Origin of the sequence: Reyranella aquatilis (genome assembly GCF_020880995.1) — a bacterium.
GTDB lineage: Bacteria > Pseudomonadota > Alphaproteobacteria > Reyranellales > Reyranellaceae > Reyranella > Reyranella aquatilis.
Map to the genome: position 1 here is coordinate 547,615 of NZ_JAJISD010000001.1, position 18,089 is coordinate 565,703.

At 65.0% G+C, this 18,089-nt stretch carries 20 protein-coding genes; 9 read left to right on the plus strand and 11 right to left on the minus strand.

Annotation, left to right across the window (positions count from 1 at the left end; translation table 11 throughout):
* Positions 1 to 36: 36 nt before the first annotated feature.
* Entirely contained in the window at positions 37 to 366 is a 330-nt protein-coding gene (locus LJ725_RS02655; RefSeq protein WP_230549066.1) for a hypothetical protein, read from the plus strand.
* 162 nt (positions 367 to 528) lie between these two features.
* On the plus strand, positions 529 to 2,133 hold the full coding sequence (gene mdlC, locus LJ725_RS02660) for a benzoylformate decarboxylase (protein ID WP_230549067.1): 1,605 nt from the start codon (positions 529 to 531) through the stop codon (positions 2,131 to 2,133).
* Between the two features lie 3 nt (positions 2,134 to 2,136).
* Here mdlC and LJ725_RS02665 read toward each other — a convergent pair whose 3' ends face one another.
* Positions 2,137 to 3,585 (minus strand): amino acid permease, encoded by a 1,449-nt coding sequence (locus tag LJ725_RS02665; RefSeq protein WP_230549068.1) that lies wholly within the window; start codon positions 3,583 to 3,585, stop codon positions 2,137 to 2,139.
* A gap of 93 nt (positions 3,586 to 3,678) precedes the next feature.
* Between LJ725_RS02665 and LJ725_RS02670 the strand changes: the two genes are divergently transcribed.
* Positions 3,679 to 4,020, plus strand: a complete 342-nt coding sequence (locus tag LJ725_RS02670) for a hypothetical protein (RefSeq protein ID WP_230549069.1) — start codon at positions 3,679 to 3,681, stop codon at positions 4,018 to 4,020.
* 11 nt (positions 4,021 to 4,031) lie between these two features.
* On the opposite strand, the gene LJ725_RS02675 is transcribed toward LJ725_RS02670, so the two are convergent.
* Positions 4,032 to 4,379 carry a hypothetical protein gene (locus LJ725_RS02675; protein ID WP_230549070.1) on the minus strand — a complete coding sequence of 116 codons (348 nt, stop codon included), beginning with the start codon at positions 4,377 to 4,379 and terminating at the stop codon, positions 4,032 to 4,034.
* Between the two features lie 54 nt (positions 4,380 to 4,433).
* Positions 4,434 to 5,405 (minus strand): Bug family tripartite tricarboxylate transporter substrate binding protein, encoded by a 972-nt coding sequence (locus tag LJ725_RS02680; RefSeq protein WP_230549071.1) that lies wholly within the window; start codon positions 5,403 to 5,405, stop codon positions 4,434 to 4,436.
* 270 nt (positions 5,406 to 5,675) lie between these two features.
* Here LJ725_RS02680 and LJ725_RS02685 point away from each other — a divergent pair, with 270 nt between their 5' ends.
* Together LJ725_RS02685 and LJ725_RS02690 are read left to right on the plus strand one after the other, a co-directional pair.
* On the plus strand, positions 5,676 to 6,008 hold the full coding sequence (locus tag LJ725_RS02685; RefSeq protein WP_230549072.1) for a helix-turn-helix domain-containing protein: 333 nt from the start codon (positions 5,676 to 5,678) through the stop codon (positions 6,006 to 6,008).
* A gap of 79 nt (positions 6,009 to 6,087) precedes the next feature.
* Entirely contained in the window at positions 6,088 to 6,477 is a 390-nt protein-coding gene (locus tag LJ725_RS02690) for an MliC family protein (RefSeq protein WP_230549073.1), read from the plus strand.
* A 9-nt stretch (positions 6,478 to 6,486) separates the two neighbouring features.
* Here the strand turns inward: LJ725_RS02690 and LJ725_RS02695 are convergent, their stop codons facing one another.
* The 4 genes from LJ725_RS02695 to LJ725_RS02710 all read right to left on the minus strand — a co-directional run bounded on the left by LJ725_RS02695 (position 6,487) and on the right by LJ725_RS02710 (position 9,528).
* Positions 6,487 to 7,152 carry an amino acid ABC transporter permease gene (locus LJ725_RS02695; protein ID WP_230549690.1) on the minus strand — a complete coding sequence of 222 codons (666 nt, stop codon included), beginning with the start codon at positions 7,150 to 7,152 and terminating at the stop codon, positions 6,487 to 6,489.
* Positions 7,149 to 7,829, minus strand: a complete 681-nt coding sequence (locus LJ725_RS02700) for an amino acid ABC transporter permease (RefSeq protein ID WP_230549074.1) — start codon at positions 7,827 to 7,829, stop codon at positions 7,149 to 7,151. The genes LJ725_RS02695 and LJ725_RS02700 overlap by 4 nt, the downstream gene beginning before the upstream one ends.
* Positions 7,830 to 7,841: 12 nt before the next feature.
* Positions 7,842 to 8,582, minus strand: a complete 741-nt coding sequence (locus LJ725_RS02705) for an amino acid ABC transporter ATP-binding protein (protein WP_329958335.1) — start codon at positions 8,580 to 8,582, stop codon at positions 7,842 to 7,844.
* Positions 8,583 to 8,676: 94 nt separating this feature from the next.
* Entirely contained in the window at positions 8,677 to 9,528 is an 852-nt protein-coding gene (locus LJ725_RS02710) for a transporter substrate-binding domain-containing protein (protein WP_230549075.1), read from the minus strand.
* 87 nt (positions 9,529 to 9,615) lie between these two features.
* On the opposite strand from LJ725_RS02710, the gene LJ725_RS02715 reads away from it, so the two are divergent.
* The gene (locus LJ725_RS02715; RefSeq protein WP_230549076.1) at positions 9,616 to 10,278 is read left to right on the plus strand and encodes an aspartate/glutamate racemase family protein; all 663 of its coding nucleotides are present in this window, start codon (positions 9,616 to 9,618) and stop codon (positions 10,276 to 10,278) included.
* A gap of 81 nt (positions 10,279 to 10,359) precedes the next feature.
* Here LJ725_RS02715 and LJ725_RS02720 read toward each other — a convergent pair whose 3' ends face one another.
* The 4 genes from LJ725_RS02720 to LJ725_RS02735 form a co-directional block, all read right to left on the minus strand.
* Entirely contained in the window at positions 10,360 to 10,986 is a 627-nt protein-coding gene (locus LJ725_RS02720) for a flavin reductase family protein (RefSeq protein ID WP_230549077.1), read from the minus strand.
* A gap of 11 nt (positions 10,987 to 10,997) precedes the next feature.
* Positions 10,998 to 11,948 carry an N-carbamoyl-D-amino-acid hydrolase gene (locus LJ725_RS02725; protein ID WP_230549078.1) on the minus strand — a complete coding sequence of 317 codons (951 nt, stop codon included), beginning with the start codon at positions 11,946 to 11,948 and terminating at the stop codon, positions 10,998 to 11,000.
* A gap of 123 nt (positions 11,949 to 12,071) precedes the next feature.
* Positions 12,072 to 13,541, minus strand: a complete 1,470-nt coding sequence (gene hydA / locus LJ725_RS02730) for a dihydropyrimidinase (protein ID WP_230549079.1) — start codon at positions 13,539 to 13,541, stop codon at positions 12,072 to 12,074.
* Between the two features lie 6 nt (positions 13,542 to 13,547).
* Positions 13,548 to 14,504, minus strand: coding sequence for a dihydrodipicolinate synthase family protein (locus LJ725_RS02735; protein WP_230549080.1), 957 nt, complete (start codon positions 14,502 to 14,504; stop codon positions 13,548 to 13,550).
* Between the two features lie 136 nt (positions 14,505 to 14,640).
* Between LJ725_RS02735 and LJ725_RS02740 the strand changes: the two genes are divergently transcribed.
* Genes LJ725_RS02740 through LJ725_RS02750 form a run of 3 tightly spaced genes read left to right on the plus strand, consistent with a single transcriptional unit; the run spans position 14,641 to position 18,083 of the window.
* Positions 14,641 to 15,579 carry an ABC transporter permease gene (locus tag LJ725_RS02740; protein ID WP_230549081.1) on the plus strand — a complete coding sequence of 313 codons (939 nt, stop codon included), beginning with the start codon at positions 14,641 to 14,643 and terminating at the stop codon, positions 15,577 to 15,579.
* Entirely contained in the window at positions 15,576 to 16,481 is a 906-nt protein-coding gene (locus LJ725_RS02745) for an ABC transporter permease (RefSeq protein ID WP_230549082.1), read from the plus strand. Before LJ725_RS02740 ends, LJ725_RS02745 begins: the two co-directional genes overlap by 4 nt.
* Before the next feature lie 24 nt (positions 16,482 to 16,505).
* On the plus strand, positions 16,506 to 18,083 hold the full coding sequence (locus LJ725_RS02750; RefSeq protein WP_230549083.1) for an ABC transporter substrate-binding protein: 1,578 nt from the start codon (positions 16,506 to 16,508) through the stop codon (positions 18,081 to 18,083).
* The last annotated feature ends 6 nt before the right edge of the window (positions 18,084 to 18,089 follow it).

Consider the following 18,089-nt stretch of genomic DNA (forward strand, 5'->3'; position numbering starts at 1 on the left):
ACAGCAGCCCACGATATCAATCAATGGAGGACAAACATGAAGACCCTCATCACCCTCGCCGTGATCGCCAGCACAGCCGTCGGCGGCGCCGCGTGGGCGCAGACGATGCAGCCGAGCACGCCCGCCGGTCGCGACATGAACTCGATGCCCGGTCAGACCAGCAACCCGAACACCAACCTGCCGACCACCTCCTCAAACGCGACGGCAGCGGAGGCCGCCGCCAAGGCCCAGATCGAGGCCAAGGGCTACAACGGCATCAAGTCGCTCACGCGCGACACGGCCGGCAACTGGACCGGTAAGGCGATGCGCAACAACGTCGAGGTCGCCGTCACGCTCGACACCAAGGGCAACATCCGCGAGCAGTAGGAGCCACACCTTACTGAGATGCGGAAAGGCGGAGCGTCCTACCCCTCGTGGGGCGCTCCGTTCGCATGCCCGAAACCGTCAACCAGTTTGGGCGTGGCCGTAGGTCCCTGGCGGTCTAGGATGCGGGCGTCAGCCGCTTTTTCCCACTGGGGGCAGCACTTCATGCGCACCGTCAAGGACGTCACCTTCGACCTGCTTCGCAAACTCGGCGTGACGACGGTGGTCGGCAATCCGGGCTCCACGGAGGAGACCTTTCTCAAGAATTTCCCCGACGACTTCGACTACGTGATGGCCCTCCAGGAAGCGAGCGTGGTGGGGATTGCCGACGGTATCGCTCAAGGGCTTCGCAAGCCCGTCATCGTCAACGTCCACACCGGCGCCGGCATGGGCAATGCGTTGGGTTGCATCGTCACGGCCTATCAGAACAAAACGCCCCTCATCATCACGGCCGGGCAGCAGACTCGCGAGATGCTGCTTCTGGAACCGCTGTTGACCAACATCGACGCCGCCAACCTGCCCCGTCCCTGGGTCAAGTGGGCCTACGAGCCCGCCCGTGCCGAGGACATTCCGGCGGCCTTCATGCGGGCCTACGCGACGGCTATTCAGCAGCCCAGCGGTCCGGTGTTCCTGTCCCTGCCGCTCGACGACTGGGACAAGCCGATGCCGGACATCGATTCGTTTCGCACGGTCGCCACGCGCATGGGCCCCGACCCCGTCCGTCTTGCGGAGTTCGCCGAGCGGATCAACGCGGCGAAGTCCCCGGTGATCGTCTATGGGTCGGATCTCGCCCGAAGCGAGGCGTGGCATGCGGGCATCCGCTTCGCCGAGACGCTCGACGTGCCAGTCTGGACGGCGCCCTTCGCAGAACGCACGCCGTTTCCCGAGACCCACCGGCTGCATGCCGGCGCCCTGCCGGCCGCCATCGGGCCGCTCGGGAAAAAGTTCGCCGGACACGATCTGGTCGTGGTCATCGGCGCACCGGTCTTTCGCTACTACCCCTATGTGGGCGGCGAATACGTGCCGAAGGGCACCCAGCTCCTGCAGATCACGGACGATCCGAACATGTCCTCGAAGGCGCCGATCGGCGACAGCCTCGTTTCGGACGCGCGCTTGTTCCTCGACGCCATCCAGCCGCTGATAAAGAAGCGTAGTGCGTCGGTCCTGGCGCCCCTGCGCGGGGCTCCCGGCGCCCCCGACATGAATGCCCAGCCCCTCGCGGGCGATGCGATCATGGCGGCCGTCCGCAAGGCCTGCCCCGCCGATTTCGTGCTGGTCGAAGAAGCGCCCTCGGTGGTCGCGGAGATGCAGGACCAGTTCCGCATCGATCAGCCGGACTGCTTCTACACCTTTGCCTCGGGTGGCCTCGGCTGGGACATGCCTGCCGCGGTCGGCCTCGCGCTGGCCGAGCGCAAAAGCGGTCGCAATCGCCCCGTGATCGCCCTCATGGGCGATGGCTCGTTCCAGTATTCCGTGCAGGCGCTCTACACCGCCGTACAGCAGAAGGCACACGTCGTGTTCGTGGTGCTGCAGAACCACGAATACGCGATCCTCAAATCCTTCGCCGACCTGGAGCAGACACCCAACGTGCCGGGACTCGACCTTCCGGGTATCGATCTCGAGGCACTGGCCAAGGGCTACGGCGCCCCCGCGACGCTGGCCAAGACCGGCGCGGAGGTGACAGCGGCCGTGACGGAAGCCATCGCCCGGCCCGGCGCCAGCGTCGTGGTGGTGCCGCTCACACGCAAGCGGCACTCGCTGCTCGGCTGAAGCCTAGTCTGCCAGCCGAGCCGTGGCGCGCGACCGTCCGTAGGCGAAATAGACCGCAAGGCCGATCACCATCCACACGATGAAGCGCATCCAGGTTACCGGGGAAAGGCCAACCATCAGCCCGAGGCAGGACAGAATGCCGAGAAGCGGCACCCACGGTACGCCGGGCACCCTAAAGGGGCGATGCAGCTCCGGTTCGAGACGGCGCAGGCGGATGAGCGCTGCACACACCATCACGAACGAGAAGAGCGTGCCGACGCCCACGAGTTCGCTCAGCGTCTCGATGGGGGTAGCGGCGGCGAATGTGGCGACCACGACGCCGATCAGGATCTGACTCATCCAGGGCGTCTTCAGCTTAGGATGAATGGCGCCGAAGAGAGGCGGCATCAGTCCGTCCTTCGCCATCGCGGCGAAGATGCGGCTCTGGCCGTAGAGAAGAACGAGGATGGCGGTTGTGATGCCGATCAGGGCGCCGAGCTGGATCAGCAGCGCGAGCCAGCCGAGACCCATCCGCTCGACGGCCAGGCCCACCGGTGCCGCGACGTCGAGCTCGCGATAGGGCACGACCCCGACAAGCACGCCCGCCACGAGGATGTAGAGGACCGTCGATATGGCAAGTGCGCCGATGATACCGACCGGCATGTCCCGCTGGGGATTTCTCGCCTCCTGGGCGCAGTTCGAAACGGAATCGAAGCCGATATAGGTGATGAACACGACGGTTGCGCCGTGCAGCACGCCGCTCCAGCCGAAGACGCCGAACGTGCCGTCGTTGGGTGGGAGGAAAGGCCGCCAGTTGGCCGTCGAAATGTAGAACACCCCGACGCCGATGAACGCGAGGATGACTGACAGTTTCAGGGCAACCATGAGATTGTTGACGCGTGCCGATTCGCGCGTGCCGCCCACCAGCAGGAGGGTAAGAACGACCACGATGGCGACGGCCGGCAAATTGGCAATCGCCGTCGCGCGGCTGCCGTCGGCAAGCGTGACGATCGTCCCCGTGGAACTCGTGAAGCGCGGCGAGAGATCGATGCCGATGAGGCCCAGGGTACCATCGAGATAGCCCGACCAGCCGACGGCAACGGCGGCTCCCCCGATCGAGTATTCGAGTATGAGGTTCCAGCCGACCAGCCACGCGGCAAGCTGCCCGAGACTGGTATAGGTGTAGGTATAGGTACTGCCGGAGACCGGCATCATCGCTGCCAGTTCGGCGTAGCAGAGTCCAACGAACGCGCAGGCGATGCCGGCCATCACGAAGGACAGGATCACGGCCGGGCCGGCGTAGAGAGCGGCCGCCGTCCCCGTCAGGACGAAGATACCGGCGCCAATGATGGCCCCGATTCCCATGAAAACGATGCTGAGCGGACCGAGTACCTTCGGCAGTGGCGCTGCCTGCTCCGCCTGCCGCACAATGTCGGACAGTCGCTTGCGCGCTCCGACGCCCTTCAAGCTCATACGATGGATTCTCCCTGCTCCCTCTTAGCAAGATCGCGGCAGGGACCCTATATGTAGGCCATGCAAAAAAGCCTCCTGTTCCTTGGATGTGGATTGGCGATCGTCTCATTCGCCGGCGCGGCCTTCTCCCAGTTGGTCCCCGGATCGATCGGCAATGGTGGCCGCATGCCCGACACCATGTCCCCGGGGGCCCTGCCCCCGCCGCCCGTTGCGCCGCCGGCACCGGTCATGGCGCCGCCCCCGCCGCAGCCGAACACCTTCTCCCTCAATCGCGACCGGCTGGAGAACCAGGGTTATCGCGTTCAGCGGCTGGACCAGCAGAATGACGGGTCATGGCGGGCGAAGGTCACGCGCGACCCGGTACCGACCAGGCCGCAGGGCGTTCCGAAGCGGGTCACTATCCACCCGAACGGGCAGATCATCGAGGAATACTAGATGTTCGCCCGCTAGATCTGAAAGAGTGCGAAGCCCCCGATTCCGAAAACCGACAGGGCTGCGCCGAGGTACCTGTAGAACCGGATCGATTGCAGCCACGGGATCCTTTCGGCCATGTAAGCCGCATGCTCCTCCGCCCGCGGCCCCGCCCGGAGCTGCTCCCGCCGGGCGAGGAAGTCGGCGGTGTGGAGGACACTCGCCGGCGCGTCGATCTCGATCAGGTTGCAGATCACCCACATCAGCAGTCCGACCACCCCCACGCCGATCAAGCCGACGTAAACCACGGTCACGAAAACCATGATCGAGACGACAAGAAACCCACTGAGCGAGACGGCATTGAGCACGGATCTGGCGGACATGCAGCGATCCCCTGCTGACGATCGGGCCAGCCTACCTCCCCCGGGAAGCCGAGGCTATTGCCCCGTCTTGATGTTCGCGTCCTTGATGACCTTCGCCCATTTCGGAATGTCGGCCGCGATCGCGGCGCGGGTTTCCTCCGGCGTGCTGCCCACGAGGTCGAGGCCCATGGCGTTGAATTTCTTCTCCATCTCCGGATCGGCCAGCACCTTCAGCGATTCGGCCCGCACCTTGTCGACGATCGGCGCGGGCAGCCCGGCCGGGCCCATCAGCGCGAACCATGAGGTCGCCTCGAAGCCGGGGAAGCCCTGCTCGGCAAGGGTCGGCAGGTCGGGCGCACCTCGCGTCCGCTTGAGCGACGTGACCGCTATGCCGCGTACACGCCCGTCACGCACCAGCGGCATCGCCGCGCCGGCGTTCTGGATGCCGACCTGGACGACGCCACTCATGAGATCCGCCATGTTGGCGCCGCGATAAGGGATGTGTTCCATCTTGATGCCGGCGAGCACGCAGAACAGCTCACCCGCGATGTGCTGCGGCGTGCCAATGCCCGGCGTCCCATAGGACAGCTTGCCCGGATTGGCCTTGGCATAGGCGATCAGTTCGGCGATCGACTTCACCGGCAGGTCGTTGTTCACCATGAACAACGACGGCATCGCCAGGGAGGTCGAGATCGGGGTCAGGTCCTTCAACGGGTCGAAGGGCAGCGCCTGCATGGACGGCAGGATCGTGATGGCGGCGTTGCCGGACCACATCAGCGTGTAGCCGTCCGGCGGGGCCTTCGCCACGCGGTCGACGCCGATCGCGCCCGAGTTGCCCGCGACGTTCTCGACGATCACAGGCTGGCCCCAGGCCTCCGAGAATTTCTGGGCAAACATACGGGCGGTGACATCCGTCGAGCTGCCCGCCGTGAATCCGACAACGATCTTCACCGGCTTGTCCGGCCAGTTCGTCTGTGCCGATGCGGAATGTGCTAAAGCCAGCGCAAGCAGGCAGTTACAAGCCGCGCGAACGAGACTGACAATCATTCTTCCTCCCAACAGCGGTCTTTGCCGCCTGCTTGAAAGGTAGAAAGCCTGCAGCTGAGAGGCAACCGCAGCTTTCGGACTTTATCCGGCCAGCGAACTTCGCAGAGCGCACAAGGAATTGAACAACCAATCCACCAGGCGCGCCCGAAAGGTGCGTGTAAGCCGGCACTGCAATAGGTATCTTAATCAGCGGAGGTATACGTGGCGCGCTCTCATCCAGTGGATACTCATGTCGGCAACCGACTCCGACAGCGTCGGGCCCTTCTCGGCATGAGTCAGACCGATCTCGGCAACGCCGTGGGCCTGACTTTCCAGCAGGTTCAGAAGTACGAGCGCGGCTTCAACCGCGTAAGTTCGAGCCGACTCTTCGAATTCGCGAAAGTCCTCGACGTTCCCGTCGAACATTTCTTCGACGGCATGGACGAGGCCGCCGTGACGACCAAGCGAAAGCCTGGACGTCCGCGTTCAACGGAAAAGTCCACGGACTCCGATCTGAACACCAAGCGCGAAACCCTCGAACTGGTCCGCGCCTACTACAAGATCCGCAGCAAGAGCCTCCGCGAGAAGACCCGCGAGCTGATCATGGCACTCGCGCGGGATTGACCGCGGCGGAAACAACCGGCCCTCGCCGGCGTTTATGATGCTTCGCCGCTCGTTTCCGCTTCCGGCCGGAGCTTCGATCATGATCCGCTTACGCATCCTGGGCGTCACGCTGTTGCCGATCACGTCGCTCGCCGCCTGCAGCGACGGGCCCTCCTTCAAGGCGCCGCCCCCTGATGCACCGATGGCAACGGTCCGTTATCAGTGCCAGCAGAACAAGACGATGGTCGCCGACTACTATGACGGCAAGTCGGGCGTCGCCCCCGATGGCCGTCCCATCCCCGGCGGGCGCGTGGTTGTGCAGCTGAGCGACGGCCGCAAGTTAAGCCTGCCTCAGACGCTCTCCGCCTCGGGTACGCGCTACGCCGATTCGAGCGGCACGTTCGTGTTCTGGAGCAAGGGCGACACGGCCTTCGTCGAGGAAGGCCCCAACCAGACGGTCACCTACCGCGACTGCGTCACCAGGCGTTGAGGGGCCGCCTCAATGTCGGCCGGCCAAGGCGCGGTTCTCGAGCCGGCTCAGCAGCCGCACCAGCGGCCACAGCAGCAGGAAGTAGATCACCGCGGCCATGACGATGGGCGTGGGATTGTAGGTGATGCTCTGCGCCTGGCGCGCCTCATAGAGCAGCTCGGGGACTGCGACGACCGAGCCCAGCGAGGTGAGCTTCACCACTTCCAGCGTGTTGGAGAGCAGGTCGGGCATCACGTTGCGCACCGCCTGCGGCAGCACGACGTAGCGCATGGACTGCATCCGGCTGAGACCGGTGGAGCGCGCCGCCTCGACCTGGCCTGCCGGCACGGAATCGATGCCTGCGCGGAAGATCTCGCCGTAATACGAGCCGGTGTTCAGGAAGAATGCGATCGCCACGCAGGCGAAGCCGCCCAGCTCCAGCCCGGCGAACGGCAGCCCGGCGAACAGCAGGACCAGCAGCACCAGCGGCGGAAACGCCCGGAAGAAGTCGACCCAGGCCATCAGCGGCCACCGCACCAGCGGATGCTTGATCGAAGCCAGCAGCGCCAGGATCAAGCCTCCCAGCAGGCCGAGCGGCACCACGATCAGCGACAGCAGGATCGTGTTCCACAGGCCCGTCAGCACGATCGGCCAGGCCGCCTTCATGATCTCGATGTTGAAGAAGGCCTCGATCATCGCTTCCACGCGAATTTTGTCTCGACCCAGCGGGCCGCGACCACGACGGGCAGGAACAACACGACATAGGCCGCCGCCCCCATCATCAGCGGCGAGGGATTGTAGGAATTGGACATGGCCGAGCTGGCCTGCCCCAGGATCTCGGTGACGGCCACGACGGTGCCGAGCGCCGTGCCCTTGGTGATGGCGATGGTCCGGTTGGTGAGGGGTGGTATGGTGAGCCGGAAGGCCTGAGGCAGCACGACGTTGAACAGCGTCTGGCCGAAGGTCAGTCCGGTCGAGCGCGACGCCTCCCACTGCCCCTTCGGGATCGAGGTGATGCCGGCCCAGAAAATCTCCTCGGAGAAGGCCATCAGCACGAAGGCCAGCGACAGCCAGGTCGAGACGAAGCCCGACGGCGCCGGCCCCGCATAGGGAAGGCCGAAATACATCAGTACGATGATGACCAGCGGGGGCAGCGAACGGAACAGGTCGACGACGAAGATGATCAGCCAGTTGAGCGGCCGGATCGCGAGGCTGCGCAACAGGGCAAACGCCAGCCCCGCCCCGAGGCCGGTTACGACGATCAGCAGCGCGAGCTCGATGGTGACCACCACGCCGGAGAGGATGTCCGGCAGGTATTTGACCATGACCTTCGCGTTGAAGAAGGTTTCGACGAACTTGTCCCAGCCGCTCATGCCGTGCGGCCCTCAGTGCCGCTGGATCTGGCCGATGAAGGCGCGCGTGCGTTCATGGGCAGGGTTCTCGAAAATGGCGCCCGGCGGCCCCTGCTCCACGATCAGCCCGTCGTCCATGAAGACGACCCGGTCGGCGGCATTGCGTGCGAAGCCCATCTCGTGGCTGACGACGATCATGGTCATGCCGCTCTCGCGCAGGTCTCGCATCACCTCGAGCACGGAACCCACCAATTCGGGATCGAGCGCGCTGGTCGGCTCGTCGAACAGCATCACGCGCGGCTCCAGGGCGATCGAGCGGGCGATTGCCACACGCTGCTGCTGGCCGCCCGAAAGCTGGCCCGGCGTGTGGTCGGCGCGATCGGCCAGGCCCACCCGCTTCAACGCCGCGTGGGCGAGCGACTCGGCCTCCCCCCGGCTCTTGCCCGCCACTTTGCGCAAGGCCAGCATCACGTTCCCCAGCGCGGTCATGTGCGGGTAGAGATTGAACGATTGGAAAACCATGCCGATGCGGCGGCGGGCATGGTTGATGTTGGTGCGCGGGTCGAGCATGTCGATGCCATCAACCATGATCGAGCCGGAAGACGGCTCCTCGAGGCGGTTGAGGCACCGCAGCAGCGTCGACTTGCCCGAGCCCGACGGGCCGATCACGAAAACCAGTTCGCGCTCGTCCACTTTCAGATCGACGCCCTTCAGGACGTGAAGGGTACCAAAATGCTTGTGGATGGCACGCGCGTCGACGATGTGGCTGGTCACGGGGTTCTTGTAGCTTCGGGTGGATCAAAAAGAAGCGAGGGACCTCGCCGGCACCGGAAAGGCCCCTCGTTTCGTCGATTCAGGACGACGGCGGTCAGCCGCCGCACTTCAGTTCGTGCGGAGTCGGATCGTAGCCCGGCATGCCCGGCACGCCGTAACCCGGCGTGATCACGACCGCGAGATCGTCGGCCGCCGGCTTCTTGTTGAACCACTTCTCGTAGAACTTGGCCATCGTGCCGTCCTTCTTCATGCAGTCGAGCGCATCCTGCAGCTCGGCGCGAAGCTTGGGATTGTCCTTGGGCACGGGCGCCGCCCAATGGGCACGCGTTTCGGCAAGCTCGAGGTCGGCAATGAACTGCGGGTTCTTGGACGCCGCATAGACGATAGTGGTGTTGCCGCCCAGCGTGGCGTAGGCCCGGCCCGAAAGCACGGCCTGCGTGGCGTCGGGTTGCGTGTCATAGACCTGCACCGTGAAGCCATGTTCCTCGCCCATCTTCTTGGCGAGCGTCTCGTAGGGCGTGCCCTTGTTCACCGCCACGGCCTTGCCCTTGAGATCGGCCCAGCTCTTGATCGGCGCACTGCCCTTCTTGATGCCGAACTGGAAGGCGGTCCACAGGTAGCCCGCCGTGAACAGCATGTTCTCGGCCCGCTCCTTGGTCACGGTCGTCGGCGCGGCGATGAAGTCGTAGCGGCCGGACTGCATGCCCGGAATCAGCGTCGAGAAACTCACGGCATCGATCGTGATGTCGCGCTTCATACGCTTGGCGACCTCGGTGAAAACGTCGATCTGGAAGCCTTCGACGCCGCCGCCCAGCTTCGGCATGGCATGCGGTGCGAAGGTACCATCGACACCGGTCCGCAGAGGCGGCTTCTTGTCCTGGCCGAGCGCAGGGCTCGCGCACATGAGGGCTGCGATGGCGATCGCGGCAAAACGGCGGTGAATCATTGCGGTGCGTTCCTTCCCATGAAATCCCCAGGCGGTGACGGTAGAACAGGCATTGTTGAATAGCAATTTAGAGGCCATCCTCGCGCCATGCCCGACCGCATCCTCGTCATCAATCCCAACTCCACCGAAGCCGTCACCCGCGGAATCGACGTCGCCATGGAACCGCTGCGCATGGCCGGCGGACCTGCCATCGAATGCGTGACCCTTGCCGACGGCCCCCCGGGCATCGAGAACCAGGGGCATGTCGAGCAGGTGGTTCCGCTGATCGGCACGATGGTCCGCAAGCGGGACAACGATTGCTCGGCATTCGTCATCGCCTGCTACTCCGATCCCGGCCTCCATGCCGCGCGCGAACTGACGACCAAGCCCGTCCTCGGTATCGCCGAGTGCGGCATCCTGACGGCGCTCACCCTCGGTCAGCGCTTCGGCGTCATCTCGATCCTGCGGAAATCGATCCCTCGCCACCTGCGCTATGTCGGCCAGATGGGCCTCAACGATCGCATGGCGGGCGACCGCGCGATCGGACTGGGAGTTGTCGAACTCGCGGACGAGGCCCGCACCTTCAGCCGCATGGCCGAGGTCGCCGCCGAACTGCGCGACGAGGACGGGGCCGACGTGCTGGTCATGGGCTGCGCCGGCATGGCGCGCTACCGCGACCGACTGCAGCGCCATGTCGGCCTGCCCGTGGTCGAGCCCAGCCAGGCCGCCGTCTCGATGGCGATCGGGCGTTCCCGGCTGAACTGGTCCTGATTGGCATCCCGGGCGTAAGCGAGGGACCCGTCCGAAATCAGAAGATCCCTCGCAAATGCTCGGGTTGACGGGCAAGGCCCGTCATTCAGCCGCCGCGGCCTTGACGACGGGCGCCGCCGGAAACTCCATGCGGTCGTTGGTGCGGCAGTAGCGGTCGGCGAACATGCGTCCGACCGGATGGTACTTGTCCATGTGGACGCGCTTGGCCTTGTCGTCCCACAGCTCGTCGCGGATGTGGAAGCGCAGCCCCTCGCCGATCACGAGCTGACGGTCGTCCTTCACGTTGATGACCTGCCAGGTCTTGCATTCCATCGCCCACGGCGCATCGGCCAGTCGCGGCGTCTTGATGTCGACCGACGGCGCGAGCTTCAGGCCGAGATAGTCGGGCTCGCCGACGTTGGGCGGAAAGTCGCCGCTCGATTCGTGCATCTTGAGCGCCAGCGGCTCGTCGGTCAGGTTGACCACGAACTCGCCCGTGCGCTCGATGTTGCTCCAGGTATCCTTGATGCGCCCGTCCGGCCGCTTGTTGATCGCGAACATGCAGAGCGGCGGGTCTTCGGCAAAGACATTGAAGAAGCTGAACGGCGCGGCATTGACCGTGCCGGTCGGGCCCATCGTGGTCACCCAGGCGATCGGTCGCGGCAGGACGAAGGCGGTCAGGACCTTGTAGCGCTCGTGCGGCGTCAGGTCGTTGGAAGCGTATTGCATCTCTATATCCCTCAGTTCGACGGTTCGAGCTTCACGCCGGTGCGCTCGCTGATCAGCTTGTAGTGCTCAGGCCGGCGGTGCTTGGCGAAATTGAACGTGGTGTTGCGGATGTATTCGCCGAGGCCGAGGTCGCAATCGTAGGAGATGACCTCGTCCTCCTCGGTCGTGCCCTTGGCCACGATCTCGCCGGTCGGCGCCACGATGACCGAGCCGCCATGCAGCCAGAACCCGTCTTCCTTGCCGGCCTTGGCCGTCGCCACGACCCAGATGCCGTTCTGGTAGGCAGCTGCCTGCAGCGACAGCATGTGGTGGAACACACGCAGGTACGGCGGCTCGTGCGGCGCATAGACGTTGTCGCTTGGCGTGTTGTAGCCCAGCACCACCATCTCGGCGCCCTTCAGCGCCATGACGCGGAACGTCTCGGGCCAGCGACGGTCGTTGCAGATGCATTGCCCGACGATCACCTCGTCCTTGAACATCTTCCAGACGTTGAAGCCGAGATTGCCGACCTCGAAATACTTCTTCTCGAGATGCTGGTACGGCACCGTCGGGCGATGCTCGTCATGACCCGGCAGATGGACCTTGCGGTACTTGCCGATCAGCCGCCCGTCCGGCCCCACCAGGATCGACGTATTGAAATGGTGCGTCGATCCCTCTTCCTCGGTGCGCTCGGCATAGCCCAGGTAGAAGCCGATGCCCTTCTCGCGTGCCAGCTCGAACAGCGGCAGCGTCTCGGGGCTCGGCATCTGGCTCTCGAAGTACTTCTCGACCTCGTTGGGATCCTCCATCCAGTAGCGCGGAAAGAAGGTCGTCAGCGCGAGCTCGGGAAACACGATGAACTTGGAGCCGCGCGAATCGGCTTCCTTCAGCATCTCAATCATGCGCTTGACCACGCTGGCGCGGCTGTCGGCGAGATGGATCGGCCCCAGCTGGGCGGACGAGACTTTCAGACGGCGGGACATTATCGGCTCTCGGCTTGAAGGAAAGTAAGTCTGTCATCCTGAGCGCAGCGAAGGACCCTTGCGTGTCTCTCGAAAGGTCCCTCGCTCCGCTCGGGATGACAGGGTGCGGGTAATGGCATCAAATCAAAAAAGCGGCTTCAGGCCGAAGCGCGACATCGCCTGCAGCTCGGGCGCGGACTGCCCGATCGGCTTCGACGAATCGGGTGAGGCGCAGGGCAGGAACTGGCCGGAGCCCCGCTCGGCATTGAGCTTGCCGTTCTCGACCACGACCCTGCCGCGGCTCACGACGGTGATGGGCCAGCCCTTGATCTGGCGGCCCTCGTAGGGCGTGTAGCCGACATTGTCGTGCAGGTCCTTCCAGGTGACCGTCACGTCCTTGTCGGCATCCCAGATGGCGAAATCGGCGTCGGAGCCGACGGCAATCGTGCCCTTCCTCGGATAGAGGCCGTAGAGCTTGGCGTGGTTGGCGGAGGTCAGCGCCACGAACTGCTGCAGGGTGATGCGGCCCTTCTGGACGCCCTCCGAGAACAGCATCGGCAGCCGGATCTCGATGCCCGGCACGCCGTTGGCCATCTCCTTGAAGGTCGTCTTGTCGCCCTTGGGGATCTTGCCGCCGGCATTGAACTGGTAAGGCGCATGATCGGACGAGAAGGTCTGGAACGTACCGTCCTTCAGCGCGGCCCAAACGGCCTCCTGCGCCGCCGAATCGCGCGGCGGCGGGCTGCAGCACCACATGGCGCCCTCGACGCCGGGCTTGTCCATGTCGTCGGCCGTCAGCGCGATGTACTGCGGGCAGGTTTCCCCGAAGATCTTCAGGCCCTTCTTCTGCGCCTGGCGCAGGGTCTCGATCGCCTCGATCTCGGACATGTGCACCAGCAGCAGGGGCGCATCGACCAGGCGCGCCAGAGAGATCGCGCGGTTGGTCGCCTCGGCCTCGGCGATGCGGGCGTGGGCGATGGCATGGAACTTCGGCGCGCCGTGACCCTGCTCGACCAGATGATGCGCCAGCCACTGAATCATGTCGTGATTCTCGGCATGCACCATGACCAGCGCACCGTCGCGCCGCGCCACGGAAAGGATGTCGAGGATCTGATAGTCGCTGACCTTCATCGCATCGTAGGTCATGTAGATCTTGAACGAGGTATAGCCGTCCTTGATCAGCGCCGGCAGTTCCTGCCCCAGCGCCTGCGGCGTCGGATCGGTCACGATCAGGTGGAAGGCGTAGTCAATGACGGCCTTCGGCGTCGCAGCCTCGTGATACTCATTCACCACCTGCCGCAGCGACATGCCGCGATGCTGGGCGGCAAAGGGAATGACGGTGGTGGTGCCGCCGAACGCGGCGGAGACGGTGCCGGTATAGAAATCATCGGCGCACATCACGCCCATGCCCGACTTCTGCTCGATGTGGCAGTGGCTGTCGACGCCGCCCGGCAGGACGAACTTGCCACCGGCATCGATCTCGCGTGCACCGCTGCCCTTGAGGTCGGGAGCGATCTCGACGACGTGCCCATCCCTGACGGCGATGTCACCCTCGGTCTGGCGCTCGGCCGTGACGATGCGGGCGTTGCGGACGATCAGATCGTAGTCAGCCATGTTCCCCTACTCCGCCGCCTTGGCGAGACGGCCGGTGGCCGCCAGGCGCCGCTCGAGGCGCGCAATCATTCCATCGAGTTCGGTCTTGTCCGTTGCCGTCAGCGACGATCCCGGCGCGCGCTGCTTGGGGCTCTTGATGGCGCCGCGCCGAAACAGCACTTCCTTGCGCAGCGCAAGACCGATCGCCGGCTGCACCTCGTGGCGCACCAGCGGCAGAAAGATGTCGAACAGGTCTTCCGCTTCCTCCGGCTTGCCCTTCGCGAAGAGCTCGTAGACCTGCACCAGCATCTCGGGCCAGGCGAAGCCGGTCATCGCGCCATCGGCACCGCGACGCATCTCCTGCGGATAGTAGAGTCCGCCGTTGCCGACCAGGATCGACACGCGACGGCGGCCCGGCTTCTTCTCGCCCTCGCGGACCTTGGTGAGCTTGGCGAGACCCGGCGCATCCTCATGCTTCAGCATGACGAGCTGCGGAAAGTCGTCGACCAGCCGCTCGAACACGTTGACCGGCAGATAGACGCCGGTGGTCTGCGGGTAATCCTGGTACACGACGGGAATATGCGGACCCAGCGCCGCGAAGACCTGCGCATAGTAGTTGTAGAGGCCCTCGTCGCCCTTGAGACCGGGCGGCGGCGCGACCATCACGCCGGCGGCGCCGGCCATCATCGCTTCGTGCGACAGGCGCCGCACGTTCTCCAGGCCGGCGTGACTGACGCCTACGATCACCTGCCTGCCCTGGGCGCGACCGATTACGCGATTGACCACGGAGATCGATTCGTCGGCCGTGAGCTTGTGCGCCTCGCCCATCATGCCCAGCAGGGTGAAGCCATGTACGCCGCACCCCAAATAAAAATCGGTCAGGGTATCGACACTCTGGAGATCGACCGCGCCCTCGTCGGTGAAGGGCGTCGCGGCGATGATGTAGACGCCTTTTGCCTGCTCGTTCAGCTTGCCAGATGACATGGTCGATGTTCCTCGGCGCGGTTCTTGCAAACGCCACGACATGACGTTGCAGCGATCATGCCAGCCGCCGGGCGCTTGTCGAGCGCCGCGGCGTCGGCCAGTGTTCTTACCCGAAGAGGGGCAGGTTTCGAAATAAATGGCGCGTCATATCGCCCATCGATTGATGATTTCGCTTCCGGTGCTGCTGGGAGTGCTGCTCATCGGCTTCCTGCTGCTGCAGGTCGTGCCCACCGATCCGGCAACCGTGGTCGCGGGCCCGACCGCCACGAAAGCCGAGGTCGACGCCATCCGCAACGATCTCGGCCTCAACCAGCCGCTCTGGGTCCAGTTCGGCCGCTATCTCGGCCGCGTCTTCCAGCTCGATCTCGGCCGGTCGATGATTTCCAACCGCGCCGTGGTCGACGAGATCGCCCTCACCCTCTGGCCGACCGTCGAGCTGATGCTGGCCTGCCTGATCTGGGCTGTGCCGCTCGGCATCACGCTGGGGACGCTCGCGGCGCGGCGCCGAGGCACCCTGATCGATCGTGCCATCATGGCGCTCTCGGTGATGGGCGTCTCGGTTCCGGTATTCTGGGTCGGCCTGCTGCTTATCCAGTATGTCGGCGGCGCCGGCCTCCTGCCGTTCCAAGGACGCAACGGCCCGATCTGGACCCTCGATGGCTTACTCAGCATCATCCTCCCGGCCGTCACGCTGGGGGCCGTCTTCGTGGGCCCCGTCGCGCGCATGACGCGCACGTCACTGCTCGAAACCCTCGGCGCCGATTACGTCCGCACCGCCCGCGCCAAGGGCGCCTCCGACTGGCGGGTCACGGTGCGCCACGCGCTGCGCAACGCCATGATCCCCGTGGTGACCCTGGTCGGGCTGCAGATCGGCTTCCTGCTGGGCGGCTCGATCGTGACCGAAACCATGTTCGCCTGGCCGGGGGTCGGCCGCATGGCGGTGGGCGCCATCACCTCGAGCGACTTCCCGCTGGCGCAGGGCGCCATCCTGATCCTCGCCGTCGGCTTCATGGCGATCAACCTCGCGGTCGATGTGCTCTACGCCTATCTCGATCCAAGGATTGCCCGCGGATGACCGACGCGGCCCTGCCCCTGCAAAGCGAAGCCGACCAGCGTGCCATTGCCGCGATCCGGCGCAAGAATGCGGTCTGGCGCCGCATCCTGCGCGATCCTCCGGCCGCCATCGCGGCGCTGTTCCTGATCGTGATCGTGGGCTCCGCGCTTCTCGCGCCCTGGATCGCGCCGTTCGATCCCTACGCCTCCAACATGCGCCTGCGCCTCTGCCCGATCGGCGGTGCGCGCTGCCCCGACTTCCTGCTGGGCGCGGACAACCAGGGCCGCGACATGCTGAGCCGCATCCTGTTCGGCCTGCGCGCCACCCTGGGCATCGGCATCGCCGCCGTCCTGGTGGGCGGTGGTCTCGGCGCCCTGATCGGCTTGTGTGCCGCCTACTTCAAGCGGCTCGACCAGCCGCTGATGCGTCTGGTCGATGTGTTGCTGTCCTTTCCCTCGATCCTGTTCGGCCTCGCCATCGCGGCGGTGATGGGCACCGGCCTGTTCTCGCTGGTCGTCGCCCTCAGCATCGCCTCGATCCCCTCCATCGCCCGCATCGCGCGCGGCGCGGCGCAATCGATCATGCAGCAGGAATACATGGAGGCCGGCCGCGCCGTCGGCCTCGGCGACGGCGCGCTGATCTGGCGCTACCTGGCGCTCAACTGCTGGCCGACCATCCTGATCTACATGACCCTGCAGCTCGGCCAGGCGATCCTCCTGGGCGCTGCGCTCTCCTTCCTGGGCCTGGGCGCCCAGCCGCCGACCGCCGAACTGGGCAGCATGGCCGCCGACGGCCGCAAGTTCCTGTCGATCGCGCCGCAGGTTTCGACCCTGCCCTGCGCGGCCATCTTTCTCGTGGTTCTGGCATTCAACGTGCTGGGCGACGCCCTGCGCGACGCTCTCGATCCGAAGCTGCGGCAATGAGATGAGGCAAGAGGAGGTGTGGGCATGAACGGGAAACTGACGTTGGCGGCATTGGCCGCGGTGGCCTGGACGGGGCTTGCAGCACCGGCCATGGCGCAGAAGAACGTGACGATCGTGCGCGAGATCGACACCGATCGCTACGACCCGCACAAATCGACCTCCCGGTCGGGCGCCGAAGTCATCTACATGATGGGCGACACGATGGTGAACCTCGACTTCGACATGAAGACTTTGAAGCCGGGCCTCGCCACGAGCTGGACGGTCTCGCCCGACGGCCTCACCTATACCTTCAAGCTGCGCGACGACGTCACCTTCTGCAGCGGCAAGAAGATGACGGCCAAGGACGTGGTGGCCACCTACGAGCGCTGGCTCGACCCCGAGACCAAGGGCCTCGTGAAGTGGCGCATGGGCGACGTCGACAAGGTGACGGCGCCCGACGACGTCACGGTCGAGTACAAGCTCAAAAAGCCGTTCTCCGAGCTGCTCTACCAGATGACCCAGTATTTCCACACGGTCCTGAACGTCGACCAAGCCAAGCAGCTCGGCGCCGACTTTGGCGTGAAGGGCTTTGACGGCACCGGTCCCTACTGCTTCGAGAGCTGGACGCCGCGCGATTCGACCGTGCTGACCAAGCACAAGGGCTACAAGTGGGGGCCGCCGATCTACGACTATACCGAGGCTCAGGTCGACAAAGTGATCTGGAAGGTGGTCCCTGAGGAGAACACCCGTGTGACCGCGTTGCAGGCCGGCCAGGCGGATGCCAGCCAGTACGTCCCCTACTGGTCGATCAAGGAGCTGCAGGCCAACAAGAACCTCTCGGTGACCAAGGCCGAGAACTTCTTCTGGACCTACTTCATCGGCTTCAAGGTCGACAAGGAGCTGGTCAGCGACGTGCGCGTGCGACAGGCCATGAACCTCGCCGTCGACCAGAAGGCGATCACCGAGGCCGTGACCTTCGGTTTCGCCGAGCCGGCGTCGACGATGCTCATGCCCAACGTCCTGGACTTCAATGCCAAGCTGAACCGGGCGGCCTACGGTGAGAACGTCAAGGAAGCCGAGAAACTCCTCGACGAAGCCGGCTGGAAGAAGGGCCCCGACGGCTTCCGCTACAAGGACGGCAAGAAGCTCGCTCCCCTCATCTACGGCATCTCCGGCGCCTTCAAGGAGATTGCCGAGGCGGTTCAGGGCGACCTCCGCAAGGTCGGCGTCGATCTGCAGATCCAGCTCTTCGACTCCACCGTCGCATGGGGCAAGCTTGCCACCCAGGAGTTCGACGCCTTCGGCATGAGCTTCCCCTATGTGAGCGCCGGCGATGCACTGAACCTCTACTTCCGCTCGGCCAACACGCCGACGCCCAACCGCATGAACTGGAAGGACAAGGAGACGGACGAGCTGCTCGACAAGGGTTCGACCGCGACCGACGAAGCCACGCGCACGGCCTCCTACCAGGCGGTGCAGCAGAAGGTGCACGACGCCTTCGTCTGGATCCCGCTGTTCCATGAGCCGCTGTTCGTGGTCGCGGGATCGAAGCTGAAGCCCATCAAGGCGCACGGCAACTACGGATGCGGCCTCTACAAGGGACTGGGAATCGCGTTCAAGTAGCAAGCA